18 protein-coding genes and 2 pseudogenes are annotated in these 23,697 nt (G+C 71.3%); 11 read left to right on the top strand and 9 right to left on the bottom strand.

Translation table 11 applies throughout. The features are described from left to right. Positions 1-2,227 precede the first annotated feature (2,227 nt). Together ABD794_RS08155 and ABD794_RS08160 are read left to right on the top strand one after the other, a co-directional pair. Positions 2,228-3,404, top strand: a pseudogene (locus ABD794_RS08155) (beta-galactosidase); the annotation flags it as partial. A gap of 625 nt (positions 3,405-4,029) precedes the next feature. Then, a complete protein-coding gene (locus ABD794_RS08160) occupies positions 4,030-5,232 on the top strand; it encodes a multidrug effflux MFS transporter (protein WP_344961947.1) in 1,203 nt (400 codons plus the stop codon). 38 nt (positions 5,233-5,270) lie between these two features. Here the strand turns inward: ABD794_RS08160 and ABD794_RS08165 are convergent, their stop codons facing one another. The 5 genes from ABD794_RS08165 to ABD794_RS08185 all read right to left on the bottom strand — a co-directional run bounded on the left by ABD794_RS08165 (position 5,271) and on the right by ABD794_RS08185 (position 10,710). Beyond that, on the bottom strand, positions 5,271-6,872 hold the full coding sequence (locus tag ABD794_RS08165) for an IS1634 family transposase (protein ID WP_344961949.1): 1,602 nt from the start codon (positions 6,870-6,872) through the stop codon (positions 5,271-5,273). Positions 6,873-7,024: 152 nt separating this feature from the next. Then, positions 7,025-8,221 carry a sensor histidine kinase gene (locus ABD794_RS08170; protein WP_344961951.1) on the bottom strand — a complete coding sequence of 399 codons (1,197 nt, stop codon included), beginning with the start codon at positions 8,219-8,221 and terminating at the stop codon, positions 7,025-7,027. Positions 8,222-8,238: 17 nt separating this feature from the next. Then, complete coding sequence (locus tag ABD794_RS08175) at positions 8,239-8,922, bottom strand: response regulator (protein ID WP_344961953.1); 684 nt, start codon at positions 8,920-8,922, stop codon at positions 8,239-8,241. A gap of 122 nt (positions 8,923-9,044) precedes the next feature. Beyond that, on the bottom strand, positions 9,045-9,599 hold the full coding sequence (locus ABD794_RS08180) for a hypothetical protein (RefSeq protein ID WP_344961956.1): 555 nt from the start codon (positions 9,597-9,599) through the stop codon (positions 9,045-9,047). Between the two features lie 313 nt (positions 9,600-9,912). Beyond that, positions 9,913-10,710: a S1 family peptidase gene (locus tag ABD794_RS08185; protein ID WP_344961958.1), complete on the bottom strand. Its 798-nt coding sequence runs from the start codon at positions 10,708-10,710 to the stop codon at positions 9,913-9,915. Between the two features lie 241 nt (positions 10,711-10,951). Here ABD794_RS08185 and ABD794_RS08190 point away from each other — a divergent pair. Continuing rightward, positions 10,952-11,822, top strand: a pseudogene (locus ABD794_RS08190) (hypothetical protein). A gap of 231 nt (positions 11,823-12,053) precedes the next feature. On the opposite strand, the gene ABD794_RS08195 reads toward ABD794_RS08190, so the two are convergent. Beyond that, complete coding sequence (locus ABD794_RS08195) at positions 12,054-12,977, bottom strand: glycoside hydrolase family 113 (protein WP_425585959.1); 924 nt, start codon at positions 12,975-12,977, stop codon at positions 12,054-12,056. A gap of 159 nt (positions 12,978-13,136) precedes the next feature. After that, positions 13,137-13,940 (bottom strand): DUF2334 domain-containing protein, encoded by an 804-nt coding sequence (locus ABD794_RS08200; RefSeq protein WP_344961989.1) that lies wholly within the window; start codon positions 13,938-13,940, stop codon positions 13,137-13,139. A gap of 1,549 nt (positions 13,941-15,489) precedes the next feature. Here ABD794_RS08200 and ABD794_RS08205 point away from each other — a divergent pair. From ABD794_RS08205 to ABD794_RS08245, 7 genes are all read left to right on the top strand, one after another. Next, positions 15,490-15,690, top strand: a complete 201-nt coding sequence (locus tag ABD794_RS08205; protein ID WP_344961960.1) for a hypothetical protein — start codon at positions 15,490-15,492, stop codon at positions 15,688-15,690. A 177-nt stretch (positions 15,691-15,867) separates the two neighbouring features. Next, the gene (locus tag ABD794_RS08210; protein WP_344961962.1) at positions 15,868-16,965 is read left to right on the top strand and encodes a glycosyltransferase family 2 protein; all 1,098 of its coding nucleotides are present in this window, start codon (positions 15,868-15,870) and stop codon (positions 16,963-16,965) included. A 48-nt stretch (positions 16,966-17,013) separates the two neighbouring features. Further along, positions 17,014-18,201 carry a UDP-N-acetyl glucosamine 2-epimerase gene (locus tag ABD794_RS18685; RefSeq protein WP_425585958.1) on the top strand — a complete coding sequence of 396 codons (1,188 nt, stop codon included), beginning with the start codon at positions 17,014-17,016 and terminating at the stop codon, positions 18,199-18,201. Next, positions 18,198-18,902, top strand: coding sequence for a calcium-binding protein (locus tag ABD794_RS08230; protein ID WP_344961964.1), 705 nt, complete (start codon positions 18,198-18,200; stop codon positions 18,900-18,902). Before ABD794_RS18685 ends, ABD794_RS08230 begins: the two co-directional genes overlap by 4 nt. 132 nt (positions 18,903-19,034) lie before the next feature. Beyond that, positions 19,035-19,307 carry a hypothetical protein gene (locus tag ABD794_RS08235; RefSeq protein ID WP_344961966.1) on the top strand — a complete coding sequence of 91 codons (273 nt, stop codon included), beginning with the start codon at positions 19,035-19,037 and terminating at the stop codon, positions 19,305-19,307. A gap of 84 nt (positions 19,308-19,391) precedes the next feature. Further along, entirely contained in the window at positions 19,392-19,682 is a 291-nt protein-coding gene (locus ABD794_RS08240; protein ID WP_344961968.1) for a hypothetical protein, read from the top strand. A gap of 481 nt (positions 19,683-20,163) precedes the next feature. Next, positions 20,164-20,337, top strand: coding sequence for a hypothetical protein (locus tag ABD794_RS08245; protein ID WP_344961971.1), 174 nt, complete (start codon positions 20,164-20,166; stop codon positions 20,335-20,337). An 81-nt stretch (positions 20,338-20,418) separates the two neighbouring features. Here ABD794_RS08245 and ABD794_RS08250 read toward each other — a convergent pair whose 3' ends face one another. After that, positions 20,419-22,434: a flavin monoamine oxidase family protein gene (locus ABD794_RS08250; RefSeq protein WP_344961973.1), complete on the bottom strand. Its 2,016-nt coding sequence runs from the start codon at positions 22,432-22,434 to the stop codon at positions 20,419-20,421. 320 nt (positions 22,435-22,754) lie between these two features. On the opposite strand from ABD794_RS08250, the gene ABD794_RS08255 reads away from it, so the two are divergent. Further along, positions 22,755-22,991: a chaplin gene (locus tag ABD794_RS08255; RefSeq protein WP_344961975.1), complete on the top strand. Its 237-nt coding sequence runs from the start codon at positions 22,755-22,757 to the stop codon at positions 22,989-22,991. Between the two features lie 89 nt (positions 22,992-23,080). Here ABD794_RS08255 and ABD794_RS08260 read toward each other — a convergent pair whose 3' ends face one another. Further along, positions 23,081-23,635: an AMIN-like domain-containing (lipo)protein gene (locus ABD794_RS08260; RefSeq protein WP_344961977.1), complete on the bottom strand. Its 555-nt coding sequence runs from the start codon at positions 23,633-23,635 to the stop codon at positions 23,081-23,083. Between the last annotated feature and the right edge of the window lie 62 nt (positions 23,636-23,697).

Genomic DNA, 23,697 nt, shown 5'->3' on the forward strand with positions numbered 1-23,697 from the left:
CGGTCGCCATGCAATAGACAGGATGCAGGATGTTAAGTAGGAAATGTCAGATTTTTTTTTCACGACGAAACAAGATCACCGTGGTCTGAAGCGACAGCGTGTGAGACAGGCCCGAGGGGGCGAGAAGGTTGGCGTAGAGCGGTTGGGGACGTCGAGCAGGCCGCGATTTCAGTGTCCTCCGAGTCGGACCAAGGGTCGCTAATCAGCAGGGTCCTCGTGGGGCAGGATCTCGGCGAAAGGGTGTGACGGCCGGCTGGGCGGTTGAGCGGGAATGACTAGTTAAGGTGATTGAGCAGGAATAGTGTTACTCGCCCGCAGGTAAATAGTCGAGGTACTAGGACGAAGTATGACAAGGTGTTGAGCGGTCCTGGACGTGCGAGGATGGGCAGGTATGGCGCCGGAGATTCGGAATATATATGTGATTCTGAGGACGGGATGGAGTGAATCGCATGACCCGACAACTGTTCTTTGTTGCTGCGGCGGCGGTATGGCAAAGGATGGTTTTGCCCCCGCCCCGGCCAGTTTACCAACAGTTTCATAGCATATCCACTACCTTTGCCCCCGCGCTCGCGCGGGAGTGCCAAGCTGGCTCTGCGCAGCATTTGTCACTCGAGCGCCGGACGGCTGATTCAGCAAGCTGGGCGATGTCCGTCCCGCCAGGGCGCTCTCTGGTCCAGGGGAAGCAGATAGCCACCGGTGGGAGCCGCAGGGGCGGAGACCCGCCCGCCGACGCGTTGTTATGAGCAGCGGCCCGGCGAGGACTCCCACGCGCACCGCGGTGGGAATGGGCGAGGGCGCAGCCACTGCCGGAAACGGCGTGAAAGGCGGGGTCAGGGGGAGCAATTCCCTACGCACGGGGCGTCGTCTCGTGGGGATTAGGTGGCGGATCACACCGGCTGATGATGAAGTTTCAGGAACTTTCTCCCATGTGCGAACGTGGGGTCGAGCTATCGGTTATCCGCCACGGTCCCGCAGCCGCGCGATGGACGGCGACCTCGCTGCCGGGGACGTCGTCGCGGGCTAGGACATCTTGTGCGCGGCCCCTTGAGCTAAGCGTGGTAACGACCTGATAGGGATGCAATTGAAGCGTTTCGGCGAGCCATTGTGGATCACGGCATCGGCGTCGATGTTGTCGATGCTGTCGCCGCCCAGACGGGGACGAGCTCGGCGAGCGCCTCGGGATCGGGTTGCGTGCTGTCGTTCATGGTTTCAAGCCACTAACCCTCCCAAATTTTTATCTCTGTCCGAGCAATCTCTGCGGTTCAAGCGGACTGTTCTTCCCGAAGATCTTCGAGAGCCCTGGATCGTGGGGCCCTGGGCTTCACAGGCCACTCTGGTTGTTGACTGGCGGCGGCCCCGTCATGGGCGACACGATGTCCGCTAGGCATGTGACGCGCTGGTTGCTGGTGCCGGTGGAGGGCGTGGTGTGGTGTCCGTTGCCGCAGTTCACCGCTCCGACGACTGATCCGGTGTTCCGGATCGACGGGCATGCCCGGTTGCGGCTGATGTATCAGGGCGCGCCTCTGACTACTTCGGCGTGCTTGTCACCGAGGGGCTCTCTGTGGCGCACCGTCCCAACTCCTGCGGCATGGCTTTTAGTCAGCGCGATGGGTCAATCAACTGCGTGAGCAGTATGTGTCGGGCGAACGCGAAACCTGCCAAACAGAGGCGGCACCTGAGTGGCCGCGGTACCGCGGAGTGTCTGGAGAGCGTGGGGCGGTTCCTGGACGCACGGCCACAGTAGAGCGATATTACTTGGTCCTCGCGTAGCATTGGGTGGGGCTGCTACGCCTCGTAATCGTGCGGCTCCCCGGCAAGAGCACGTACATCAACCGCCTCGAGTGCTCTAAGCAGAGGAACGGGGGGCTTGCCGCAATCGGACTGAGGCCCGGTCTGGGACCGCCGTGCTTCAGTGCAGCACCCGCTGACCGCGGAGTATACTGCCTGGACGGGAGGAACGGTCTGGTTCTGGGAGCTGGGTCGGGAATGAGAGGTCGGGTCGGGGCCGGGAAGTGCCGAGGAAAGTTGGCGCGGACCGGTGTTGCTGGAGTCCCAGGTGGAGAACGAGTACGGACTCGTACGGCTCAGTGACCGGCGACCAATCTGCGGCATCTGGTGCAAGTCCGCTGGCCCCCCACATTTACCTGCTAGCGCGTCGGGGTGACCTTGTGCAATCCTCTATGCAAACGGGTGGTGACTGGTCCCGCTATCCAGACGGAGGTGAAAAACGTCCGACGGGCCGGAGGATCACATGCTGGCCGGCGGGACGGTCCCGGGGGGCGGTCGCGACGGTGAACTTCGGCTCGGACGCGCGCGGGGCGTTCGCCGCGCTGCGCCGCCACCGGCCCCGCGGGCCGCTGATGTGCATGGAGCTGTGGTGCGGCTGGTTCTCGCACTGGGGCGGCGAGTCGGCGGCGCGGGACGCCGGCGAGGCGGCGGGGGTGCTGCGCGAGGTCCTGGAGTGCGGGGCCTCGGTGAACGTCTACATGGCGCACGGCGGGACGAGCTTCGGCGGCTGGTCGGGCGCCAACCGCGCCGGGGCGGAGCACTCGGGGGCGCTCCGGCCGACGGTGACGTCGTACGACTACGACGCGCCCGTCGACGAGTACGGCCGGCCCACGGCCAAGTTCCACGCCTTCCGCGCCGTGCTGGCCGGGTACGCGGCCGGTCCGCTGCCCCCGGTGCCGCCCGCTCCCCCGGCCCTGGGTGCCCCGGCGCGGGTGCGTCTCGACCGGTGGGCGCCGCTGGGCGAGGTGATGGACGCGCTGGGCGGGGCGGAGGCGGAGGGGCCGGTGCCGCCCTCGTTCGAGGAGTTGGGGGTGGACCGGGGCGTGGTCCGCTACCGCTTCGCCCTGCCGGGTCCGCGCGGGCCGCGCCCGCTGCGGGTGCGGGGGCTGCGCGACCGGGCGGTGGTGTACGTGGACGGCGTGCGCGCGGCCGTGGTGGACACCGAGGAGGGGCTCGTCGGCGAGGTGGCGGGCCCGGGGGAAGTGGAGCTGTGGGTGGAGTCGCTGGGCCGGGTCAACTACGGTCCGCGGCTGGGCGAGACGAAGGGGCTCACGGGCGGGCTCACGCACGGCGGCGCGTATGTGCACGGGGTCCGGGCGCGCGGGCTGCGACTGTCGGCGCTGGAGGGAGCGGGCGCGTCGGCGGCGGTCCCCTGGCGGGCCCCCGCCGGGGACGGTCCGGGGCTGTACCGCGGCTCCTTCCCCGCGCCGGAGCCGGGTGACGCGGCGCTTGAACTGCCGGGCTGGGAAAGGGGGTTCGCCTGGGTCAACGGTTTCTGTCTCGGGCGATACTGGTCGGCCGGACCGCAGGACACGCTGTACGTACCCGGGCCGGTGCTGCGCGAGGGGCGGAACGAGCTGATGGTGCTGGAGTTGGAGCGGGCGGGCGAGCCATTGGCGCGACTGGACGGGGACGTCCGGTGAGGAGCGTCCCCGGGTCCGCGTCCCGCTGGTCACCGGCCGATGACGGTGACCGACGGGACGGAACCCCGTGGGAGGGTTGTTCCCGAGATCATGCGACGTGAAGCCGTCCGAACGGAACCAAACGGCAGGGCTTCTCCCCAGGGTCTCCACGTTCCACCCGCACCTCCCCCGCCCCGGGCCGCACCCGCACCCGCTCACCGCGGCCTTCACCTCCCGCCGAGGGGGCTGCGGGGCAGGGCCGCCGCCGCACCGCCCCGGCCGCCTCGAATTCGCCCACCGAAACGTTGAATTGATAAATTCCATGCCGCGATAGAGAATTTCTCCCGCCCCCGGCAGGAACCCCTCCCAAAGGCCTACTCCGGTCCTTTCGCCCGAGGGAACTCTCCCCGTTCCGCCCTAGGGCTGATGACGGGTGGAATTCGGTCTGGCGCCCGCTGCGCCGGTGTGCGCAATTCTCGTACGGTCGTCTCCCGGCCGCGCGGAACACGGGATTCCGCACAGCAGTTCCGTATGGCGTTTCCGTATGGCACGGCAAGGCCTCGCCCGCCGTACCGCGCGCGCCGCGTCATCACCCTTTCCGACCCCGGGAGTTATCCCCATGCGCGTCCCCCGCGTGCTGACAGCCGCCCTGGTGCTGCTCGCGTTCGTCCCGCCCCTGGCGACGGACATGTATCTGCCCGCCTTCCCCCGGATGACGGCCGACCTGCACACGGACGCCTCCGGCGTGCAGCTCACGCTGACGGCGTTCCTGGTGGGCATGGGCCTCGGGCAGCTGGTGCTGGGCCCGCTGTCCGACCGGTTCGGCCGCCGGATCCCGCTGCTGGCCGGCGGGGTGGCCTGCGTGGCGGCCACCGCCCTGTGCGCCCTGGCGCCCTCGCTCGGCTGGCTGGTCGTGCTCCGGTTCGCGCAGGGCTTCAGCGGCGCGGCCGGGATGGTGATCGGGCGGGCCGTCATCTCCGACGTCGCGGAGGGCGAGGCCGCGGCCCGGATGTTCGGCGTCCTGATGACCCTGATGAGCATCGCGCCGGTGATCGCCCCCGTCGCGGGCGGCGCCGTGGTCGGGAGCGCCGGCGGCTGGCCCGGGGTCTTCTGGGTGCTCGCCGGTGCGTCCCTGCTCGCCCTGCTGGGCGCCGTGTTCGCCGTCCCGGAGAGCCTGCCCGCCGAGAAACGCCACAAGGGCGGGGCGAAGGCCACTGCGGCGGCGGTCCGCGAGGTCCTGGGCGACCGGCCGTACCTCGGCTACACCCTCACCTTCGCCCTCTCCCTCGCGGTGCTCTTCTGCTACCTCGGCGGAGCCTCGTTCCTCTTCCAGAACATCCTGGGCCTGAACCTGGGGCAGACGTCCGCGGTCTTCGCCTCGGCCGGCATCGTCCTCACCCTGGCCAGCACGGCGACCACCAAGCTCGTCGGCCGCTTCCGTCCCGAGGCGCTGCTGCGCACCGGCGTGATCGTCATGGTGGTCGCCTCCGCGGCCCTGTGCGCGGCGGCCGCGGCGGACGTCCTGAGTCTCCCTCTCGCCCTGGGCCTGCTCTACGTGGCCTTCACCGGCATCTGCATGGCGAGCATCAACGCCACCCCGCTCGCCCTGGGCCGCGTCCCGGGGGCCGCCGGGACCGGGTCCGCGGTCCTCGGCACCCTGCAGAGCGTCCTGAGCGCGGTGGCCGCCCCCCTCGTCGGCCTGGGCGGCGAGGACACGGCCGTCCCGATGTTCGCCTGCATGACCGTCTTCGCCGTCCTGTCCGTCGTCACCCTGCGTATGGCCGCCAGGGGGGCCGCGGCACCGCGGGAGGCCGTCACCTAGGACCGGTCCACTAGGCCCGTACTTCGCGGGTCGCTGATTTAGGTCTGTGGCCAGCGGGTTTGTGCGATGTCGGTGTCGAGTAGGTCGAGGAGGTGGAGTTGGACGCCGCGGTTGATCTGGACGGTTGGCGGGTCGGTGACGTTGCCGATCCGCAGGGTGAGTTCGCCGAGGTGGTAGAGGATCATCCGGCCGGTGGGGCGGACGCGGCGGTTGTCCGGGTAGAGGCCGGCCATGGTCTCGTCGGGGCCCAGAGCGCGTCTGACCTGTCGCTCGATCAGGCAGAAGACCAGCAGGGCCAGGCAGATCACCTGGATCAGCGCGGCGACGCGCCGGTTGTGCTGCACGAAGACCGGTGCGACCGCGAGGGGGCCCTTGAAGTCGTGGTAACGCCGTTCGACTGCGCCCTGGCCCTTGTAATGGATCAGTACCCGGGCCGGGCCGGCCTTCTCGGTCGGGACGCTGGTGATGAGCGCGTACCAGCCGTCGACGGCTGCCTCGGCCTCCAGCACGTCCTGGTCGAAGTGCCAGGCAAGACCGGGGGTGCCGTGCTCGTCCTCGGTGATCTGCCAGCGCAGGCAGGAGGTGACGCGGCGTTTGGCCGTGACGACACCGATCCGGGCGACGATCTTCTCCCGGGTCTTGTAGTGCCGTCCGCCCGCTGCGGCGGTGAGCTTGTCGAGGTCTTCGGCGGCCTTGGCCAGTCGTTTGGCCCGGGCCGCCCGCTGGCCGGCCGCAACCGCGGTGGAATGGACCAGGATCCGGCGCACCGTGAGCGCCGGGTCGCTCTTGCGGCGGCCGGTCAGCGTGTGGGTGTCCTCCAGGACCCGGTAGGTCTCCCGTTCCGCCTCGGGTTTCCTCTCGTCCCGCCCGGGCACCCAGTCGACGGGCTCGGCCCGCTCAGGGTCCAGGGCCGCGTAGACCTCGTCCTTGATCTGCGCGGCCGGGACGGGCGCGATGAACTCCACCCCGGCCTGAAGCAGGGCGGTGATGTTGGGGTAGGACACCAGCTTGGAGTCGGCGACCATCAGAAAGGTGTTGGTGCCGGCCATCGCCCGCAGGTCCTTCATCGCTCCGACGACCTGGCTGACCTCGGCCGCGGCGCCGTCGAAGACCCGGGAGTGGACGGGGATACCGCCGTCGGCGGACACAGCGAGCCCGGCCTGGACCTGTTTCAAATCCAGGCGCCGGTCCTTGGGATGCCCGTTGCAGGCGATGAGCGGGTACCGCTCGTCCTGGTCCTCGGCAGGGAAGGCGCCGTGGACGGACATGCTGGTCATGTCCCAGTGCAGCCGCGAGACGTCGATCCCGAACTCGGTGATCGCCCGAGCCCCGACCGTGCCCGCGATGACCTCCAGCTTCGGAGCGATCGCGTCCAGCGCGCGGGCCAGGCGGTCGTCGTTGAGGAGGTCCGGCGTGATGCCGAAGACTTCCTCCACCGCCCAGGTGCGGGCCCAGTCCCCGACCCGCACCAGTGGTGCGGGCGAGGTCAGCCGGTTGGCCACCAGCGCCTCGATGACCTGCCCGTGCGTCAGATGTGCGCTCGCACCGCCTGGACACACCTCATCGACGACCCCGGCGACATCCAGCCGGCGCAGAAACTCGGCAGCGACAGGCAGAGCGCCCAGACGCTTTTCCACCACGGACGTCACCACAACTTCAAGGCGCTGACGCTGAGACCGTGGCCGCGGGGACCGGGAAGTCATCGACACATCCGGACCAACGCGATACAACCGGCCCGGGACACTCCCGGACCGGTCACACCATACGAATCAACGACCCGCGAAGTTCGGGACTAGGACGACCGGTCCACCGGGAAGACCGCCGTCACCAGCCACCCTCCTTCCGGCGCCGGACCCGCGCGCAGCCGGCCGCCCATGGCCTTGGCGCGTTCCGCGAGGCCGACCAGGCCGAAGCCGCCGCCCCGGGCCTGGTCCGTGAGGGCGGCGGGGCGGCGGCCGTCGTCGGCGATGCGCAGTTCGACGCCCTCGGGGACACCGCGGACGCCGATGCGCACGGCGGTCGCGTCCGCGGCGTGCTTGCGGATGTTCGTCAGGGCCTCGCGGACGACGCGGTGGACGGCGGCGGCGACGTCGCCGGGCAGCCAGGTCTCCATGCCCTGCTCGATGTAGAGGGCGACGGGCGGGCCGGTGCGGGCGAAGTCCTCGGCGAGGGCGCGGACCTCGGGCAGGCCCGCGACCGGTTCCGTCTCGGGCTCGGCACCCTCGCGCAGCACGCCGACCAGCCGGCGCATGGCGCCGAGCGCCTCCCCCGCCGAGCCCTCGATGCGTTCGAACGCCCGCCCCGCCGCCTCGCCCTCCAGCGAGGTGAAGCGCGCGGCCTGGGCCTGCACGGCGATGCCGGTGATGTGGTGGGCGACGAGGTCGTGCAGTTCGCGGGCGAGTTCGAGGCGCTCGGCGGTGCGGACCGCGGCCAGGTCCCGCACGCGCTGCGCCGACTGCCCGCGCAGCAGCAGCGAGTAGGTGCCCACAACGACGGTCAGCACGGCGAACACGGCGGTGAACCGGCCGGGTTTGAGGTCGCGCATCGGCGCGGCGACGGCCGCCAGGGCGAGCGCCGGACCGAGAACGGCGGCGATGCGCGGGGTGGAGCGCTGGACGACGGCGGTCAGCAGGACGAGCAGCGCGACGTCCTCCCCCATGCCCCAGACGAGGCCGGGGTGCCGCCCGGCCATGAGGACGGCGGAGGTGGTCCCGGAGACGGCCACGGCGATACCCGCCCGCACCTCCAACGGGATCCAGGCGTAGGGCACGGCGCACAGGCAGACCGCCACGCCCGAGGCGAGCACGATGGCGTGCGGCGTGCTGGGCTGCCGGGCCAGCGCCAGCCCCTCGAAGCCGACCAGCGCGAGCAGGGCGACCGCGAACGCGGCCTTGGCGGCGACGGCGCGGCGCGGGTGCCGGATGCTCCACCCGGCGTGTCTGCCCGCGAACCCCCGTCCGCCGTTCACGAAGCCCCGTCCGTCGCTCACGAACCGCCGTCCGTCGTTCACGAACCGCCCGTGGCCAGCCCGCTCTCCCAGGCCCAGGCGGCGATCTCGACGCGATTGCGGGCGTCGAGCTTCACCTGCACGTTGGCCAGGTGGGTCTTGACCGTGGACAGGGAGACGAACAGTTCGGCGGCGATCTCGGCGTTGGTGGCGCCGCGCGCCAGACAGCGCACGACGTCCGCCTCGCGCTCGGTGAGCGGTTCCGAGGGGGACTTGACGGCGGGGGGCGCTCCGCCGCCGGCCGGGGCCAGGTCGCGCAGCAGCCGGACGGTGATGGCGGGCGAGATCAGGGAGTCGCCGACGGCGGCGGCGTGCACGGCCTCGACGAGCATGGCGGGGCTGGCGTCCTTCAGGAGGAACCCGGAGGCGCCGTTGCGCAGTGCCGAGTGGACGTACTCGTCGAGGTCGAAGGTGGTGACGATGACGATCCGGGGGCGGCCGCCGCGCTCCGGCTCGGCGGCGGTGAGGGCGGACAGCCGGCGGGTGACCTCCAGGCCGTCGAGCTTGGGCATGCGGATGTCCAGGAGCAGGACGTCGGGCCGGTGCTCCTCGACGGCGGCCAGGGCGGCCTCGCCGTCCACGACGTCCGCGACGACGTCGATGTCGGGCTGGCTCTCCAGGATCATCCGGAAGCCGGTGCGGACCATCTCCTGGTCGTCCGCGATGACCACGGTGATCGCCATGTCGTCGCCTCCGCGGGGTGGCCGGTGCGTCCGGTCGGGACGGCGGGTGTGCGGGCGTGTTCGGGCGTCTCCATGTCACCGGGGGTGTCCGGGTGCCGCAACAGCAGGCGGGGGCGGGGAGGCTAGCCGTCCGCCCGTCCGGCGGCGCGGCGCCGCCCGAGGAGCCGTAGGCCGTACGCCCCGCCGCCGACGGCCAGCAGGGCGGCGCCGCCCGCGACGAGCGGCCGGCCCACGTCGTGGTGGCCCTTGACCGTCTGCCCGGCCTGGACCATGCGCCGTACGGGGTTGCTCGCCGCCTCGCGGTGCTTGACCGGCTGCTTCGCCGACTGCTTGACGGGATGCTTCGCGGACCGCGCCGGCGCGGCCGGCCGCGACACGCCGCCGCGGTGCTCCCCGTGGGTGACGGCTGGCTGCTGCCGGACGGACTTGGCGGGACGGTCCTGCGCCGTGGCACCGGCCGGGTGGTCCTGGGGACGCTGCCGCACGGCGGGGCGGTGGACGGGTGCGACGGGCGCGACGGGCGCCTCGTGGACGCGCTCGTGGCGGACGGCGGGCCGGTGGCCGCCGGGGTGGTCCCGGTGCCCGCCCTCGGCGGCGAAGGCGCCGGTCACCGGCACGAGCACCGCGCCCGCGGCGGCGAGGAGGGTGAGGGCGGCGGTGCGGGTCCTGGCGGGCACGTCGGGTGCCTTTCTGTCGGTCGTCCGGTGGTGCGGCGCGATGCTGCTGTTCCTGCGCCCACGGCTTCCGGACGTCCTCGCCGTCGGGGCCGCCGCGGCCACGTCCATCACGTTACGGGTCTTCCCGCCGCGCACACCTCGACTGTCCGACCATTGTCCTCTCCGCCGAAAGGATGACGGCGGCCCGTCCGCGTCCTACCGCGGTCGCGCGGACGGGCCGCCACCCGGCGGGGCTGCCGGAAGCCCGCCGGGGGTCGAGCGTGATCGGCCGAGCGTCATCGGCCGAGCGTGATCGCCGGACGGCCGGCGGTGGTCAGCCGCCCAGGCTCGCGGCGCCCGCCGCGATGTCCTTCGCGAAGGTGCTCACCTTGGTGTAGACGCCGGGGTAGCCGGGCCGGGCGCAGCCCGTGCCCCAGCTGACGATGCCCACCTGGATCCAGGCGCCGGCGTCGTCCTTGCGGAACATCGGCCCGCCGGAGTCGCCCTGGCAGGTGTCCACCCCGCCGGTGTCGAGTTTGCCGGCGCATATCTCCTCGGCGGGTATGGTGCCGCCGCCGTACGCCGAGTTGCAGGTGGCGTCGTCCACGTAGGGCACGTCGGCCTTGAGGAGGTAGCGCTGCTGTGCCCCGCCCTCCTTGTCGGCGCCCCAGCCGGCCACGGTGAAGGTGCCGGAGTTGTAGTCGGTGGTGCCGGCGATGGTGAGCGTGGGCTGGTCCACGGGCTTGGCGAGCTTGATCAACGCCCAGTCCTTGCCGGAGCCGTTGTAGCCGGGGGCCTGGAGGACGCGGGTGGAGTTGACCTTGACCGCCTGGGAGGAGTTGAGGTCGACGACGCCCGTGGTGGCGGTGATCGAGGTGTTGGCGCCGCTGCCGTTCACGCAGTGCGCGGCGGTGAGGACGATCTGCCGGGTGTAGAGGGCTCCGCCGCAGCCCATGGAGAGCCGGACCATCCAGGGGAACTCGCCCTGCTGGGCGCGGACTCCGCCGACCACGAAGGGGCCGGGTTCTTTCGCCGGGGCGGCCTGGGCGTCGCCGGGCTGGAGGCTGAAGGCGGCGAGCGCCGCCGCGCCGGCCGCGAGGCCTCTCTTCAATGCCGTGGTGTGGGTGCGCAAGGGACGTCCTTTCGTGGGAGGTTGCGCGCTTTTGCCAGGTCCATGACAAGACACACGACGGTCGCCGATGCGTGCGTCACGCAAGGGCCCGGGTGGGCGCGGTGCGAGTATCGGAGCGCACGGTTCCCGCGACAAGGACGGTTCCGGCCAGTGTGTACGGACCGTTCGGTCGGGAGCTCCGGGCCCGTGGAGGGCCCGTAGAGTGGAGAGGGCGGGCTCTGGAACGGGGCGGTGGTGGCCGGTGGGCACGGGCGTCGAGGTCCAGCACGGATTCCCGCACCTGGCGACGGTGCGCTCCGCGGTCACCGCGCTGTACCGGCGCCTCTCCGCCGACGGCGTGCGCGACTTCGTCCTGAGCGTCCCCCCGGCGGACGTCGCCTTCTCCGACGACGAGGACCCCTACCTCGGCGTCCAGCGCGTCGCCGGGGCGATCGTGCGGCACCTGCGGCTGCCGGACGCGCGGATGATCGTCGGCTTCCACGAGATGCGGCACGCGGGCAGCGTCGAACTCGCCGCCGGGCCCGAGTACTTCGTCGAGCTCAACGCGCGCTTCAAGAGCCACCGCCGGGACATCGGGGCGGCCCTCGCCCACGAGGTCACCCATGTCTTCCTGCACCGGCTCGGGCTCGGCTTCACCGGCACCCGCGACAACGAGATCCTCACCGACACGGTGGCCGCGTACCTGGGGGCGGGGTGGCTGCTCCTCGACGCGTACCGGGAGGACGCGCTCACCACGCAGAAGCTCGGCTACCTCACGCCGGAGGAGTTCGGCTACGTCCTGGCCCTGCGGGCGCGGGTGTTCGGGGAGGATCCCGCGCCGTGGTTCACCAGCCCGCGGGCGTACGACGCGTACGTCTCGGGGGCGGAGCGGGCGCGGCGGGACGTCCGGCGGGCGCCGCTGGTGGGGGGCGGGGTGGACGGGGCGGCACCGGTATGTGCGGGACCGGCGGGCCGGGGTGTCGTCCGTGCCGGACGAATACGCCTTCGAGGGCGGTCCGTTGCGGGTCCGGTTCCCCTGTCCCACGTGCTGGCAGTGGCTGCGGGTGGGGTGCGGGGGGCGGGTGCGGGTCCGGTGCGGGGTGTGCGGGGGTGTCGCGGAGTGCGACACGTAGGGGGTTTTGCCCCTGGCCCGCCCTTTCACCGTTTCTCGCCGCGCTCCGCGCGGGGCAACGCGGCTGCGCCGCGTTCGTCCTCAAGCGCCGGACGGGCTGAAATTCAGCCCGTCCGGCGCTTGAGGACTTCGCCCGAAGGGCGAATGGGGTCCGGGGTCTCCCCGGAAGAAACGGTGAAATGGGGGTGCCCTCTCTGGGGGAGGGACCGGGGCAAAACCCCCACCGCCCGCCTCAGCGGCCCGCGCCCCACCACCGCCTCAACACCCCCTCCGCCGGCTTCCCATGAGGCGTGTACGCCAGCTTCCGCGGCGTCTCCCCCGCCCCCGGCCAGTCGTCCCACATCCACCAGCACACACCCGCCCACCACGCCTTGCCCTCGAACGCGGCGAGCAACGCCTCGTAGCCCGCGGCCTGTTCCGCGTCGCCGTTCGTCCGGCTGACCGTCCAGGAGTACGGGGCCGTCGTCGTGCCGCGCTGGCTGACGTAGCCCGCCTCGGTGAAGAGGATCCGGCGGTGCAACCGCGCGGAGAACGCGCCCAGTTCCTCCGCCACCGGCTGCCACGCCGCCCGCAGCGCCGCCGCGTCCGCCGTGGGCCGCTCGCCGAGCGGCCAGTAGGCGTCGATCCCGACGAGGTCGAGCTCCTGCCAGAAGGCGACGCCGCGGTACTCGTCGTAGTTGGCGGCGTACGTCAACGGCCCTTTGTAGCGCGCCCGGACGGCGGAGACGACCCCCTTCCAGCGCTCCCCGTCGCCGGACGTCCCCGCCAGCTCCGTGCCGACCGCGAGCTGCTCCGTCCCGGTCTCGTCGGCGAGCTCCGCGTAGTGCGTGATGAAGCGCCGGTAGACCGCGAACCAGGCGTCGGCGTCGGCGGGCCGGATCCCGGCCCGGTCGCCGCCCTTCACCAGGTCGACATGCGGCTTGATCATGGTCTTGAGCCCGGCGCCGTGGGCGAGCCGGACGATGTGCCGCAGGCTCTCGTCGCTCGCGGTCTCGTCCGTGGGGCGGAACTCCGCGTCGGTGACGCCGTCCTGGTACCAGGTGGGGGTGAAGGTCACCCAGCGGGCCCCGGTGGCGGCGATCTGCCGCAGATACGTTCCGGCCTCGGGGCTGTCGTAGTCGTCCTTGTTCCAGGAGGGAAGCGTGATGCCCTTCAGCGGGGCCTCCTTCCGCTCGGTGGGCCGCTTGCCCGGACCGCGGCTCGCGGTGCCCCCCGGGGGACTCCCGGGGCTCCGAGGGGTCCGTGCCGGAGCACCCCGCGAGGAAGAGGGCGGCCGCGGCCACGAACCCGACGACGGCCGCCCCCTTCTTCGCGCTCACTGGTTCAGGTCCGCCGGTGCGACGAACGTGTACCCGAGGGCGCGGATGCCGTCCACGGTCTGCTGGAGCGGCGCCGTGCCGTAGTACGGGTGGTAGAAGAAGCTGGCCACCCCGTCACGGACGGCCAGGTTGGCCTTGGCGGAGGCGACCAGATCGGCCGGGAGCCGGGCCGGGTGGTTGTTGTAGGGCTCCGGCTCGTAGTTGCCGAGGTCCTCCGGCAGCACCGTGGTCCCGTAGACGTCCTTGACCGCGTACGGGAAGAACTGGCCGATGTAGCGGCCGGCGTCCGCGGGGGCGCCGCTCAGCGTGCCTGCGAAGTACAAGGATCGCTCCAGCCGGGCGGAGAAATTCTGTCCGAGGACACGGTAGTCGGTGGCCGAGGCCGCGTAGTGCGGTGTCGTCCACAACGCCGGCTTCGGCAGCCCGGCGGCGGTGAAGCCGGCGAGCGCGGAGGTGACGCGCGACTGCGCCCAGACGGTCGAGTCCTCGGCGGGCGGCCCGTCGTAGACGACGTTGTCCGTGGCGTCCACATGCGCCCGGAAGAACTCGAAGTCGTCGCCGGTGACCCCGGAGTACGGGTTGTTCACGTTGCTGTACTGGTGCGTGTAGCCGTGGTCCATCAGCACCGCGCCGTGCGCCAGCATGTACTTCAGGGCGGAGACGACCTGGGGCGCCTGGGCGAGCGTGACGGTCTCCGGAACCCCGTTGTTGTAGGTGCCCTTGGGGTCCGTGTAGACGGGGATGACGTTGATGCCGTACGGGATCTTCTGCCCGTAGAGGTAGTCCGCGGCCGCCCGCAGGTCGTTCGGGGCTGGACTTGGGGCTGATGTCCTCCAGCCGTACGAACGCCCGGTGCCGCTCGGCGGTGCCCGGCGCGAGCCCGTCGAAGAGCAGGTCCTCGAAGACGATCACGCGGTCGGCCTCGGAGACGTAGGTGAAGGGGATCTCACCGACGTAGGTGAGGTTGCCCGAGCGGATCGCCCAGGGGCTGGTGGCACCGGAGTTGGCGTCCGTGGCCTGGGCGAGCTGGGTCACCTGCGGATAGCCGGGGCCGCTCGCCAGCGCCGGGTGCAGCACGCCGCCGTCGAACCCGGCGGGGATCTTGCGGGTCAGCTGCTGGCCCTTGTACGAGACCTGGGTGATGTTGCCGACCGAACCGCCCGGCGCGAAGTAGGAGTTGGTCGGGTCCCAGCCGTAGTGCTGCTTGAAGACGTCCACGCCGACCGCGCCGGCCATGCCCCAGATGTTGTCCCCGATCCAGGTGACCGGACGGGTGGCGGCCAGCGCGTCCTGGTAGAACGCCGCGGGCACGGCGTCCGGGACGCTTCCGCCGTAGTAGGTCGAGCCGATGTAGACCGTCGACGTGTACTGGTTGACCATCCCGGCGGTGTACGACGAGACGGGCTTGGCGGTCACGGTCCCGAAGTGCCCGGCGAGGTTGGCGACGGCCATCGCGTAGAGCTCGCCGAGGTACCCGTACGGGCCGGTGGTGTCGTAGAGGACGAGCGCGGTGGAGGAGGCCGCGGCCGCCTGCGGCCGGGCGACCGCGGGCACGACGCTCCCGGTGCCCGGCGGCGCGACCGCCGGTTTCGCCACGGCGCCGGCCCGCGGCGTCGCACGCTTGACGACGAGCTTGTGCTCCCGGCGGAGCGTGTCGTTGGCCAGCCGGGCGGACTCCCAGGCCTTGAGGTCCTTGGTGCCGACGCCGGAGAGAGCCGCGGGTCCGGCGCCGGAGAGGGCGTGGGACACGCGACCCTTGTCCCCCGGGGCCCCGGCCGCGCCGGCGCCCTCCTGGGAAAGTGCGAAACCGCCCAGCAGGGCGGCGACTATCGAAAGCGCGACCGAGATCCGGGAAATCCCTCGTCTCCGTCCGGAATGACGCGCAGGCATATGCGTTTCCCCCCTGTGTGATCCACGTGATGCCCGCGTGATGTCCACGCGGGCTCCGCCCGATGTCCATGCGAGGCCCCCGCGAGATACGCGGCCGCCTCTTGGCCTTTCCGACTTCCCCCCCGGAAGGCGCCGGGACGATGCCCGTGTGACGATGCCCGCACACGGGCCGACAGTTGGCTGATTCTGGTGGGGTGGACGATCGCTGTCAATACATTCCGGGAAGCCGCCCGGCGCATTCCTGGCGCGCATTCCGAGCGCGCATTCGAGCCCGAATTGGTGCGGACCACAGACCTCATGCGCAACAAACCCGCGACGACCAGGCACAACTACCCATGGGTCACTAGATTTTACAAGTCCGATTCAACTTTTTCCCCGATGTACGACTGAACGGACCGACCGGTCTGGTACGTTCCCAGCGCATGCCTCGAAGGAGGCGAAAAATGGGGGGGGGAACCCATGTACGGAAAACCCGCTCTGGGCGCCGTCGTGCCTCTTGCCGGGCTGACGGCCGCCCCGGAAGTCGCTCCCGGACTTCCTTTCGCGGAGGGTCTCCAGGAAGCGGCCGGCGCCGGATTCCTGCTCTACTGCGCGGTGGCCGCGGCGCTGATATCGCTCAAATTCTGGTTCCGGATACGGAACTCCGGCGGCCGTTCATGACCGGCATCCCCATGAACGGCGAACTCCTGATCTGGTCCAGCATCGCCATCATCGTGATGGCCGGCTGCTACAACACCACCCTGTTCCTCATCTCCCGGCGCGGCTTCCGCAGGGCCAGAGGCCCCCCGGGACCAGCGCTTCTACGTCTTCCTCCTCGCCTGCCTCAACGAGGAGAAGGTGCTCGCCGAGAGCCTGGCCCGCATCACGGCCCTGCCCGCCCGCAACACCCTGGCGCTGGTCATCGACGACGCCTCCGAGGACCGCACCGCCGAGATCGCGGAGACCGCCCGCCGCGCGGAGCCCGGCAAGGTCCGCCTCCTGCGGCGACATCTGCCGAACGCCCGCAAGGGCAAGGGCGCCGCCCTCAACGCCGGTATCCAGCACCTGCGTTCGTCCGGCCTGCTCGCCGGGCGCGACCCGCGCGACGTCATCGTCTGCGTCGTGGACGCCGACGGACGGCTCGACCCGCACTGCGTCCAGGCGGTCGACCCGTACTTCGACAACCCGCGCACCGGCGGCACCCAGATCGGGGTGCGGATGTACAACCGCAACCAGGGACTGCTCGCCCGGCTCCAGGACATGGAGTTCGTCATCTACGGCGACATCTTCCAGAGCGCCCGCCGCACCATCGGCAGCGTCGGGATGGGCGGCAACGGCCAGTTCATGCGGCTGGCCGCGCTCGACACCCTGATGGCCCCGGACGGCTCCGGCCCCTGGAGCGACTCCCTGACCGAGGACCTCGACCTCGGCGTCCGCCTCATCGCCCGCGGCTGGACCAACCAGCACTGCACCTCGGCCGCCGTCTCGCAGCAGGCCGTGCTCGACGTGCGGCGGCTGGTGCGCCAGCGCTCGCGCTGGTTCCAGGGCCACCTCCAGTCGGCGGGGCTCGTCCCGCTGATCGTCCGCGAGGTCCCCACCCGGCCCGCGCTGGACCTGCTCTACCACCTCTCCAGCCCGGTGCTCATCCTGCTCACCTCCCTGCTGCCGCTGTCCTTCCTGGTCGCGGTCGGCGGCACGGTCGTCGGCTCCTTCGAGGCGGGCCGTTCCCTGGTCTCCCCGATGTGGCTGATCGGCCCGTACGTCCTGTCCTTCACCGCCGCCTACGTCTACGGCTGGGTCTACTCCCGGCGCGAACAGGGCCTCGGACTGGCCCGCGCGGTCCTGCTGTCGCACGTCTTCGTCCTCTACGGCTACATCTGGTTCGCCGCCGGATGGTGGGGCCTGTGGCGGATGCTGACCGGCAAGCAGACCTGGCTGAAGACCGCGCGCACCTGAGGCACCCGAGGCATTCCGCAAGCACCCAGCGACTTCCGAGGGAGAACCATGTCCCCGAACCTGATCGACGCCCCCGTGCGCGCCATGCTCGTCCTCGGCACCCGGCCCGAGGCGATCAAACTCGCCCCCGTGGCCCGCGCCATGGCCGCGTCCGAGCTCTTCGAGCCGATCGTCGTCACCACCGGCCAGCACCGCGAGATGCTGCACCAGATGCTGGACCTGCTCCAGGTGCGCGAGCGCACCGAACTCGACGTCATGCGCGAGCGCCAGGAGCTGTCCACCCTCACCGCCCGCCTCGTCGACGGACTCGGCGAGATCATCCGCGCGCAGCGCCCCGACCTCGTGATCGTCCAGGGGGACACCACCACCGCGCTGACCGGCGCCCTGGCCGCCTTCTACGAGCACGTCCCCGTCGCCCACGTCGAGGCGGGGCTGCGCACCGGCGTCCTGGACAACCCGTTCCCCGAGGAGCTCAACCGGCGGCTCATCGGCCGGGTGGCGCGCTGGCACTTCGCCCCGACGCCGCGGGCGGGCCGCGCACCTGGTGGCCGAGGGCGTGCCCGCCTCCGAGGTCTTCACCACCGGCAACACCGTCATCGACAACCTGCTGTGGGTCCTGGACGGGGGCACCGGGCGCAGCCACTTCACCACCTCCGGCCTGCGGCGCGTGCTGCTGACCCTGCACCGCCGGGAGAACCAGGGCGACACCATGCGCGGCATGGGCCCGGGGCCGTGCGCCGGCTGGCCGACCGGGGCGACGTGGAGATCCTGCTGCCCCTGCACAAGAGCCCGGCGGTGCGCGACGCGCTGCTGCCCGAGCTGACCGGCCATCCGCGCGTCCGCGTCGTCGAGCCCCTCGGCTACCTCGACTTCTCGGCCACCCTCGCCGCCTGCGACGTGGTGCTCACCGACTCCGGCGGCGTCCAGGAGGAGGCCCCGAGCCTCGGCAAACCGGCCCTGGTCCTGCGGACCACCACCGAGCGGCCCGAGGCGGTGGAGGCGGGCGCCGCGCGGCTGGTGGGCACCGTGCCCGACGTCATCCTGGCGGCGGTGGAGCGCCTCCTCGACGACCGGGCGGAGTACGACCGCATGGCCTCGGCCGGAAACCCGTTCGGTGACGGCCGTGCCACCGAACGCATCATCGCCCAGCTCGCGGAGGACTTCGGCGCGGACGCGGATACCGGGCCGGTGGAGGCCCGCCTCCCCGAGGGCCCGGGGTCATACTCGACCGCATGACGAGAGTCCAACGGCTTCTCCTCGCCGTCGCCGCCCTCATCGGCCTCGGGTTCGGGGCCTACGTGCTGTGGAGCGAGGAGAACGCGCCGGCGGGGCCGTGGGCCGAGGGTTCGGTCCACGGCCCGTGGCGCACGGTCTTCGACGGCCACGGCGAGGTCACCGGCCACGACGACGGCCTGACCCTCTCCCCCGCGCCGGCCCCCCGCCCCGAGGAGACCCACGCCGCGCTGGTGGTCTCCACCGCGGCCTACGCGAACGTGGACTACGCGGCCCGCATGCGCACCGTCTCCCAGCTCCGCACCCCCACGCCGAATCCCTGGGAAGTGCCCTGGCTCCTCTGGGCCTACGCCGACCCGGAGCACTTCTACTACCTCACCCTCAAGCCGAACGGCTGGGAACTGGGCAAGCGGGACCCCGCCTACCCCGGCGGCCAGCGCTTCCTGGCCACCGGCCCGGGTTCCTTCCCCGTCGGCCGCACCTCCGCCGTCCGCATCGCCCAGCGCGGCGCGCGGATGGAGGTCAGCGTCGACGGCCGCGGCCTGGTCGCCTACCAGGACCAGGAACGGCCCTACGAGCAGGGGAGCGTGGGGGATGTACACGGAGGACGCGAGCGTGGTCTTCAGCGAGGTTTCGGTGCGCTCGGCCCAGGCATCCGGGTGAGGATGCCGGACGTCAACCGCGGGCATTCATTCAGTACTTGACCGCACCCTTGCCTCAACAGCGGCCCGAATACGCGATTCTGTCGATCGTCATACCGCCCAGGGGTAGGCTGCCGTTCGCCGCTTGTTGACAGCCAACCATTGGTGGGGTGGCTTTCGTTGAGGAGTTGACGGATGGTCGGGCGCGAGGTGTCACCGGCGGATCATCAGCACAAGGAGGTCCGCCAGGCCCTCAAGCAGCTCGTCGACAAGGGATGGGTCCTGCGCAAGGAGGGGCACTGGGGAAGGCTGTACTGCCCCTGCGACGGGGGATGCACCTCCATCTCCGTCCCCGGCACCCCCAGGGACCCCCATCAAGCGGCGCGCCGGATCGAGCGGCGCGCGGCGTGGTGCCCACTCCCCGAGGACGACCCGCGCCGCATCTCGGGAGGCGGTGTTGTCGTTTGACAACACGCGGGTATGCTGCTCAAGGGTTCACATATCCCGCGTACTGGAGGTTTACGGCACACAACCAGGGGGGTTGGGGTCTCGATGGAATACGAGTTCGTCTTCGTCGTGGACGGCATCGACATGGACGACGACGTGGCGGTCGGCATTGTGTTCGATGAATTCGACGGGCTGCTCGCCCGCCATCGGGGCAGGCACATCCTGGATGTGGCAGAAACCGGAGACAGTGCGGTTGACGCGGTACACCGTCTGGTCGTGCGGCTGCACAAGGAGCTGCCGCGACTGCGCCTGCTGAGGCTGGACCCGGACCTGGTCGGCGTGTCGGAAATCGCCGAGCGGGTCGGCCGCACCGGCAGAACATCAGCCAATGGGTGAACGGCGAACGGCGGGGCGACGCCCCGGAGTTCCCCGATCCCGAAGGTGTCGCGGGACGTTCTCTCATCTGGCGCTGGGCCGAGGTCAATGACTGGCTGGCGGCCATCGGGGGAAAGGGTCGGCGGTCCGGGCGCGACCCGTGAGGACGCCCTCCACATCGATTTCATGCTGCCCCGCTGGCAACAGGCCCTGAGCGACGGTCTGCCGATCGTGCACGCCGTGCCGGCCGTCCACGACGACGACCACTCTCCGGAGCGGGACGCGGTGGCCAGGTTGCTGGAGGGCGCTCTCTCCGCACCCGGGGTACTGGAGACGATTTCCGCGTTTCCGAGGGCGGACCAGCAGCGGCTCACGGCGATCTGTTCCGCACCCTCCGACCGCCTCGGCGTCATCGCCTCCCGGATCGCCCGGGACGAGACGTGGGGCGTCCTCGCCTTTCGGGGAGAGAGTCACGAGCTCCACCTGATCCCTTTCGCGGCGCATGAGGTGGAGGGCGTACAGCCGCTTTCAGAACTCGGCCTCGGCCCCGGACGCGACAGCGGCGGACCTGCGCCTGGCCCTGACCTCGGAACTCGGCCCGGACGCAACGGCAGAGGATCTGCAGCTGGCCCTCACCAACGACGAGTTGAGCCCTCCCCTGCTCGCCGCTGCCTGACGGCAGTGCGCCGGAGGGGCGCTTCAGCCCGTCCGGCGCAGTGGGCAACCACACGGAGCACGGTCCCAGGGGCCCGGCTCCTCAGCCCAGATGCACCTCCAGCGCCGCCCGCACCCCCGACTCCACCGCCCCCTCGATCCACGACGGCTTCACCGACGTGTGGTCGCCCGCGAACCGCAACGGCCCCTCCCCCGTCCGGATCGACGGGAGCAGTTCCGTGTGCTGGCCGGGCAGCAGCACCGACGCCTCGCCGTACGCGTACGGGTCCCGCAGCCAGCTCTGGGTGCGCCCCGCGCCCGTGTAGAAGACCTCCACCCGCTGCCCGTACACCTGTTGGAGTCCGCGCAGCGCGTACGGATACCGCGCGTCGTCCTCGTGCGAGTCCCAGCGCGACGCGTCGTCGGCCCAGCTGTAGGAGGCGAGGACGACGCCGCCCTTGCTGCCGGGCACGGGGTGCGAGGGGTTGATCATGAAGCGGTTGGAGTTGTCGGAGACGGAGCCGCCGCCGACGATCCGGGCCGCCTCCGGCGTGTCGCGCCCGGCCCAGCGGTTGGCCGCGTAGTGGGCGCGTTGGGCGGGGGTGATGCGATCGCGCGGGGCGGAGGGATGGGCGCCGAGGAGGCTGCCGTCGTCCGGCGCCTTGCCCTTGCGGTACTGCTCGTACAGGCCGGGGCGGATCTCGTCGAGCGCCCGGTTCCACTCCCCTTCGTCCCACTCCCACCAGCGGCGGCTGAATTCGAGGAGCACCTTGGTCGCGCTGTCGTAGTGCAGCTCGGTGACCGCCCGCCGCTTGCCGTACGACATCAGCGGGCTGACCTGCACCTGCCGCAGCCCGGAGAAAGGCACGGTGACGACGGCGAGGTCGGCGGTGAACTGCTCGCGGACCACCTTCCCGCCGCGCCCCTCGGAGACGGTGTCGACCCAGACGTGCGGCCCGTCCTTGCGGACGTGCTCGGTGTCGCCGCGCCGGTCGGGGTGCCAGTACTCGATGCGCGTCACCCGGCGGTCGAGGCGCAGGGTGTCCTCGACCTTCTTCAGCAGCGCGTCCGGGAGGGTCGCCGTGCCGCCGACGAGCTCCCAGAAGGCCGTGTCGGGGCTGATCAGCGACTGGCTGATGAAGCTGTGGACGAAGGACAGCGGCAGCCGGGAGGTGAGGTTCTCCAGCGTCCCGACGAGGTCGATCGTCCGCTCGTCGAAGCCGGCCTCCTCGGTCAGGAAGCGGTACATCGACCAGTCGCCGTACTTCTGGATCACCCGGGCCCAGCCCCGTACCCGTTCGGGCATCGGCTTGTCGACCCGCTTGCCGTCCTTCCCGGCCGTGCTGAACTCGTTGCGCACCGGGTCCAGGGCGTCGCGCAGGATCGTCGACGACGGCACGTCCAGGTACCGGTCGGGCACGCCGAACGAACGGTTGACCTTCCGCGGGGACTTGGCGTACTCGGAGCGGCGCACCCGGATGCCGTTGACGTAGAGCCAGGCGTGGTTGACGGGCTTGCCCTGCCCGTCGATGTCCACCAGGTGGAAGGGGCGCTTCTCGATGCCGAGTCGGTCGATGAGGCCCATCACCAGCGGGTGGCTGCCGGGGATCCGCATGGCGCCGGCCTCCGCGTACTGCCGGGCGTCGGCGAATGGCTGCGCCGCCCGCTCGTGCCCGCCGGTCCGGAAGGTCTTGATGCGGCCGCCGACGCGGTTGCCGTTGGCCTCCAGCAGCGTGACGCGGTGCCCGGCGCGCTTGAGGAGCCAGGCGGCGACGAGCCCGGCCGGCCCGGCGCCGATCACCAGGATCTTTCTGCCGCTCCCGGAACCGGTGCGCGGCAGGCCGTCGTCGAGGATCTTCCGGTAGGCGGGAACCAGGGGCTGGTCGTCGTCGTCCACGACGAGCAGCGCGCGGGCGACCTCCAGGCAGGTGTCCCAGTCGGCGGTGGACTTCGGCTTCGCGGCCGGCGCCGCGGGCAGGGCGGCCGTCGGGGCCGCCCCCGCCGGGGCCGCCCCCGCCGGGCCGAGGACGGCGGCCGTCGCGGCCACGCCTGTGGCGGCTGTCGCGAACTGCCTGCGGGAGAAGGGGCTTTGGCCCTGCGGGGCACGGGGTTCGTCCATGCCTCCTGGATAGGGCGGGACGGCATCGATATGACGATCGGGCCACGGAACGCCACCTGAACGTGGGAGCGCCCCGGCGCGGGACGCGATCCCGCGCGCCCCTGCTCCACACCCCCTGGGTGGACGCCCGAGGTTTGCGCCGCAACTCACCCTCCCTTCAGGGCCGTTGACGCACAGACCTCGCAAGGGGTCAACGCCGGACCCATGATCGCGGGAGAGGATGAACATACCGCCATACGTCACGTCAGCGGTTTTTCGTACGCAAGACTCCTTCTTGCCAGAGCTTTTGCACTGGCTCCCCCCAACCCCTGGAGAGAGCTATGAGCAGCATGCGCAACGCCGCCACCCTGACCGTGATGGCCGCCGCCGCCCTCGGCGCCGGAGCGACCGCCGCCGACGCCAGCCAGGCCCATGGCGCCGCCGCCAACTCCCCGGGCGTGGTGGCCGGGAACGTCGTGCAGGTCGCACCCCGCGTCTCCCCGAACGTCGGCGGCAACGCGATCTCGGTGGTCGGCATCGGCAACCTGTCGCACGGCAACACCCTGGTGAACAAGTGACCCCGGCCAACCGGTAATCGCCCTGGTTCCAGCCGCCAAGGGCAGGGCCGCGTGTCCCCCTCTCCCCGGGGGGCCACGCGGCCCGCAGGTCACCAGGTGTGCGCCACGTCCACGATCAGCTTGTCGCCCGAGTGCTGCACCCGGAACGGCAGTTTGGCGCGGACGCCGACGGCCACCTGGGTCTGCCCCTCGAAGCTGGCGCCGAACTTGGTGTCCCTGAAGGTCCGGTAGCCGGTGATGTCCACGCCGGGGAGCGGCTTGCCCGCCTTCCCGGCGTACGTCGCGCGGCCCGTCGACGGGTCGTAGCTCGGGGCCGAGACGTAGATCTGGAGGATCGCGCCGCCGGTCACCGGTATCTCGTCGCCGGAGGCGTCCTGGTGGAACGTGTCCACATAACCGACGTGGTAGCCGAGCCGGCCCGGCGTGCCGCCCAGGTCGAACACCACGCGGTCGTAGCACTCGTGCGCGCCGGTCCGGATGTCCTCGAGCGGCTTGTGCTCCGCTCCCTGCGCCGACTTGGTGGTGCTGCCCCAGCCCGAGGCGCAGGCCTCGGCCGCAGCCGGGGCCGGGGCGGCCACCGCCGTGGCCGTCCCCGCGCCCGTCAGCATGAGCAGCGCCGCCGCCGTCGTCGTCAACCGTCGCATGTCGTTCCTCCCGCAAGGCACTTACAGGTACATGCGGTGGGACGACCGGACCCGTGACGGAG

It is taken from the genome of Streptomyces thioluteus (assembly GCF_039535865.1).

Coding starts and splice junctions, on each gene's coding strand:
- ABD794_RS08160 (WP_344961947.1), top strand. CDS start 4,030: ATGCGCGTCCCCCGCGTGCTGACAGCCGCCCTGGTGCTGCTCGCGTTC.
- ABD794_RS08175 (WP_344961953.1), bottom strand. CDS start 8,922: ATGGCGATCACCGTGGTCATCGCGGACGACCAGGAGATGGTCCGCACC.
- ABD794_RS08205 (WP_344961960.1), top strand. CDS start 15,490: ATGTACGGAAAACCCGCTCTGGGCGCCGTCGTGCCTCTTGCCGGGCTG.
- ABD794_RS18685 (WP_425585958.1), top strand. CDS start 17,014: ATGTCCCCGAACCTGATCGACGCCCCCGTGCGCGCCATGCTCGTCCTC.
- ABD794_RS08230 (WP_344961964.1), top strand. CDS start 18,198: ATGACGAGAGTCCAACGGCTTCTCCTCGCCGTCGCCGCCCTCATCGGC.
- ABD794_RS08235 (WP_344961966.1), top strand. CDS start 19,035: ATGGTCGGGCGCGAGGTGTCACCGGCGGATCATCAGCACAAGGAGGTC.
- ABD794_RS08240 (WP_344961968.1), top strand. CDS start 19,392: ATGGAATACGAGTTCGTCTTCGTCGTGGACGGCATCGACATGGACGAC.
- ABD794_RS08245 (WP_344961971.1), top strand. CDS start 20,164: ATGAGGTGGAGGGCGTACAGCCGCTTTCAGAACTCGGCCTCGGCCCCG.
- ABD794_RS08250 (WP_344961973.1), bottom strand. CDS start 22,434: ATGGACGAACCCCGTGCCCCGCAGGGCCAAAGCCCCTTCTCCCGCAGG.
- ABD794_RS08255 (WP_344961975.1), top strand. CDS start 22,755: ATGAGCAGCATGCGCAACGCCGCCACCCTGACCGTGATGGCCGCCGCC.
- ABD794_RS08260 (WP_344961977.1), bottom strand. CDS start 23,635: ATGCGACGGTTGACGACGACGGCGGCGGCGCTGCTCATGCTGACGGGC.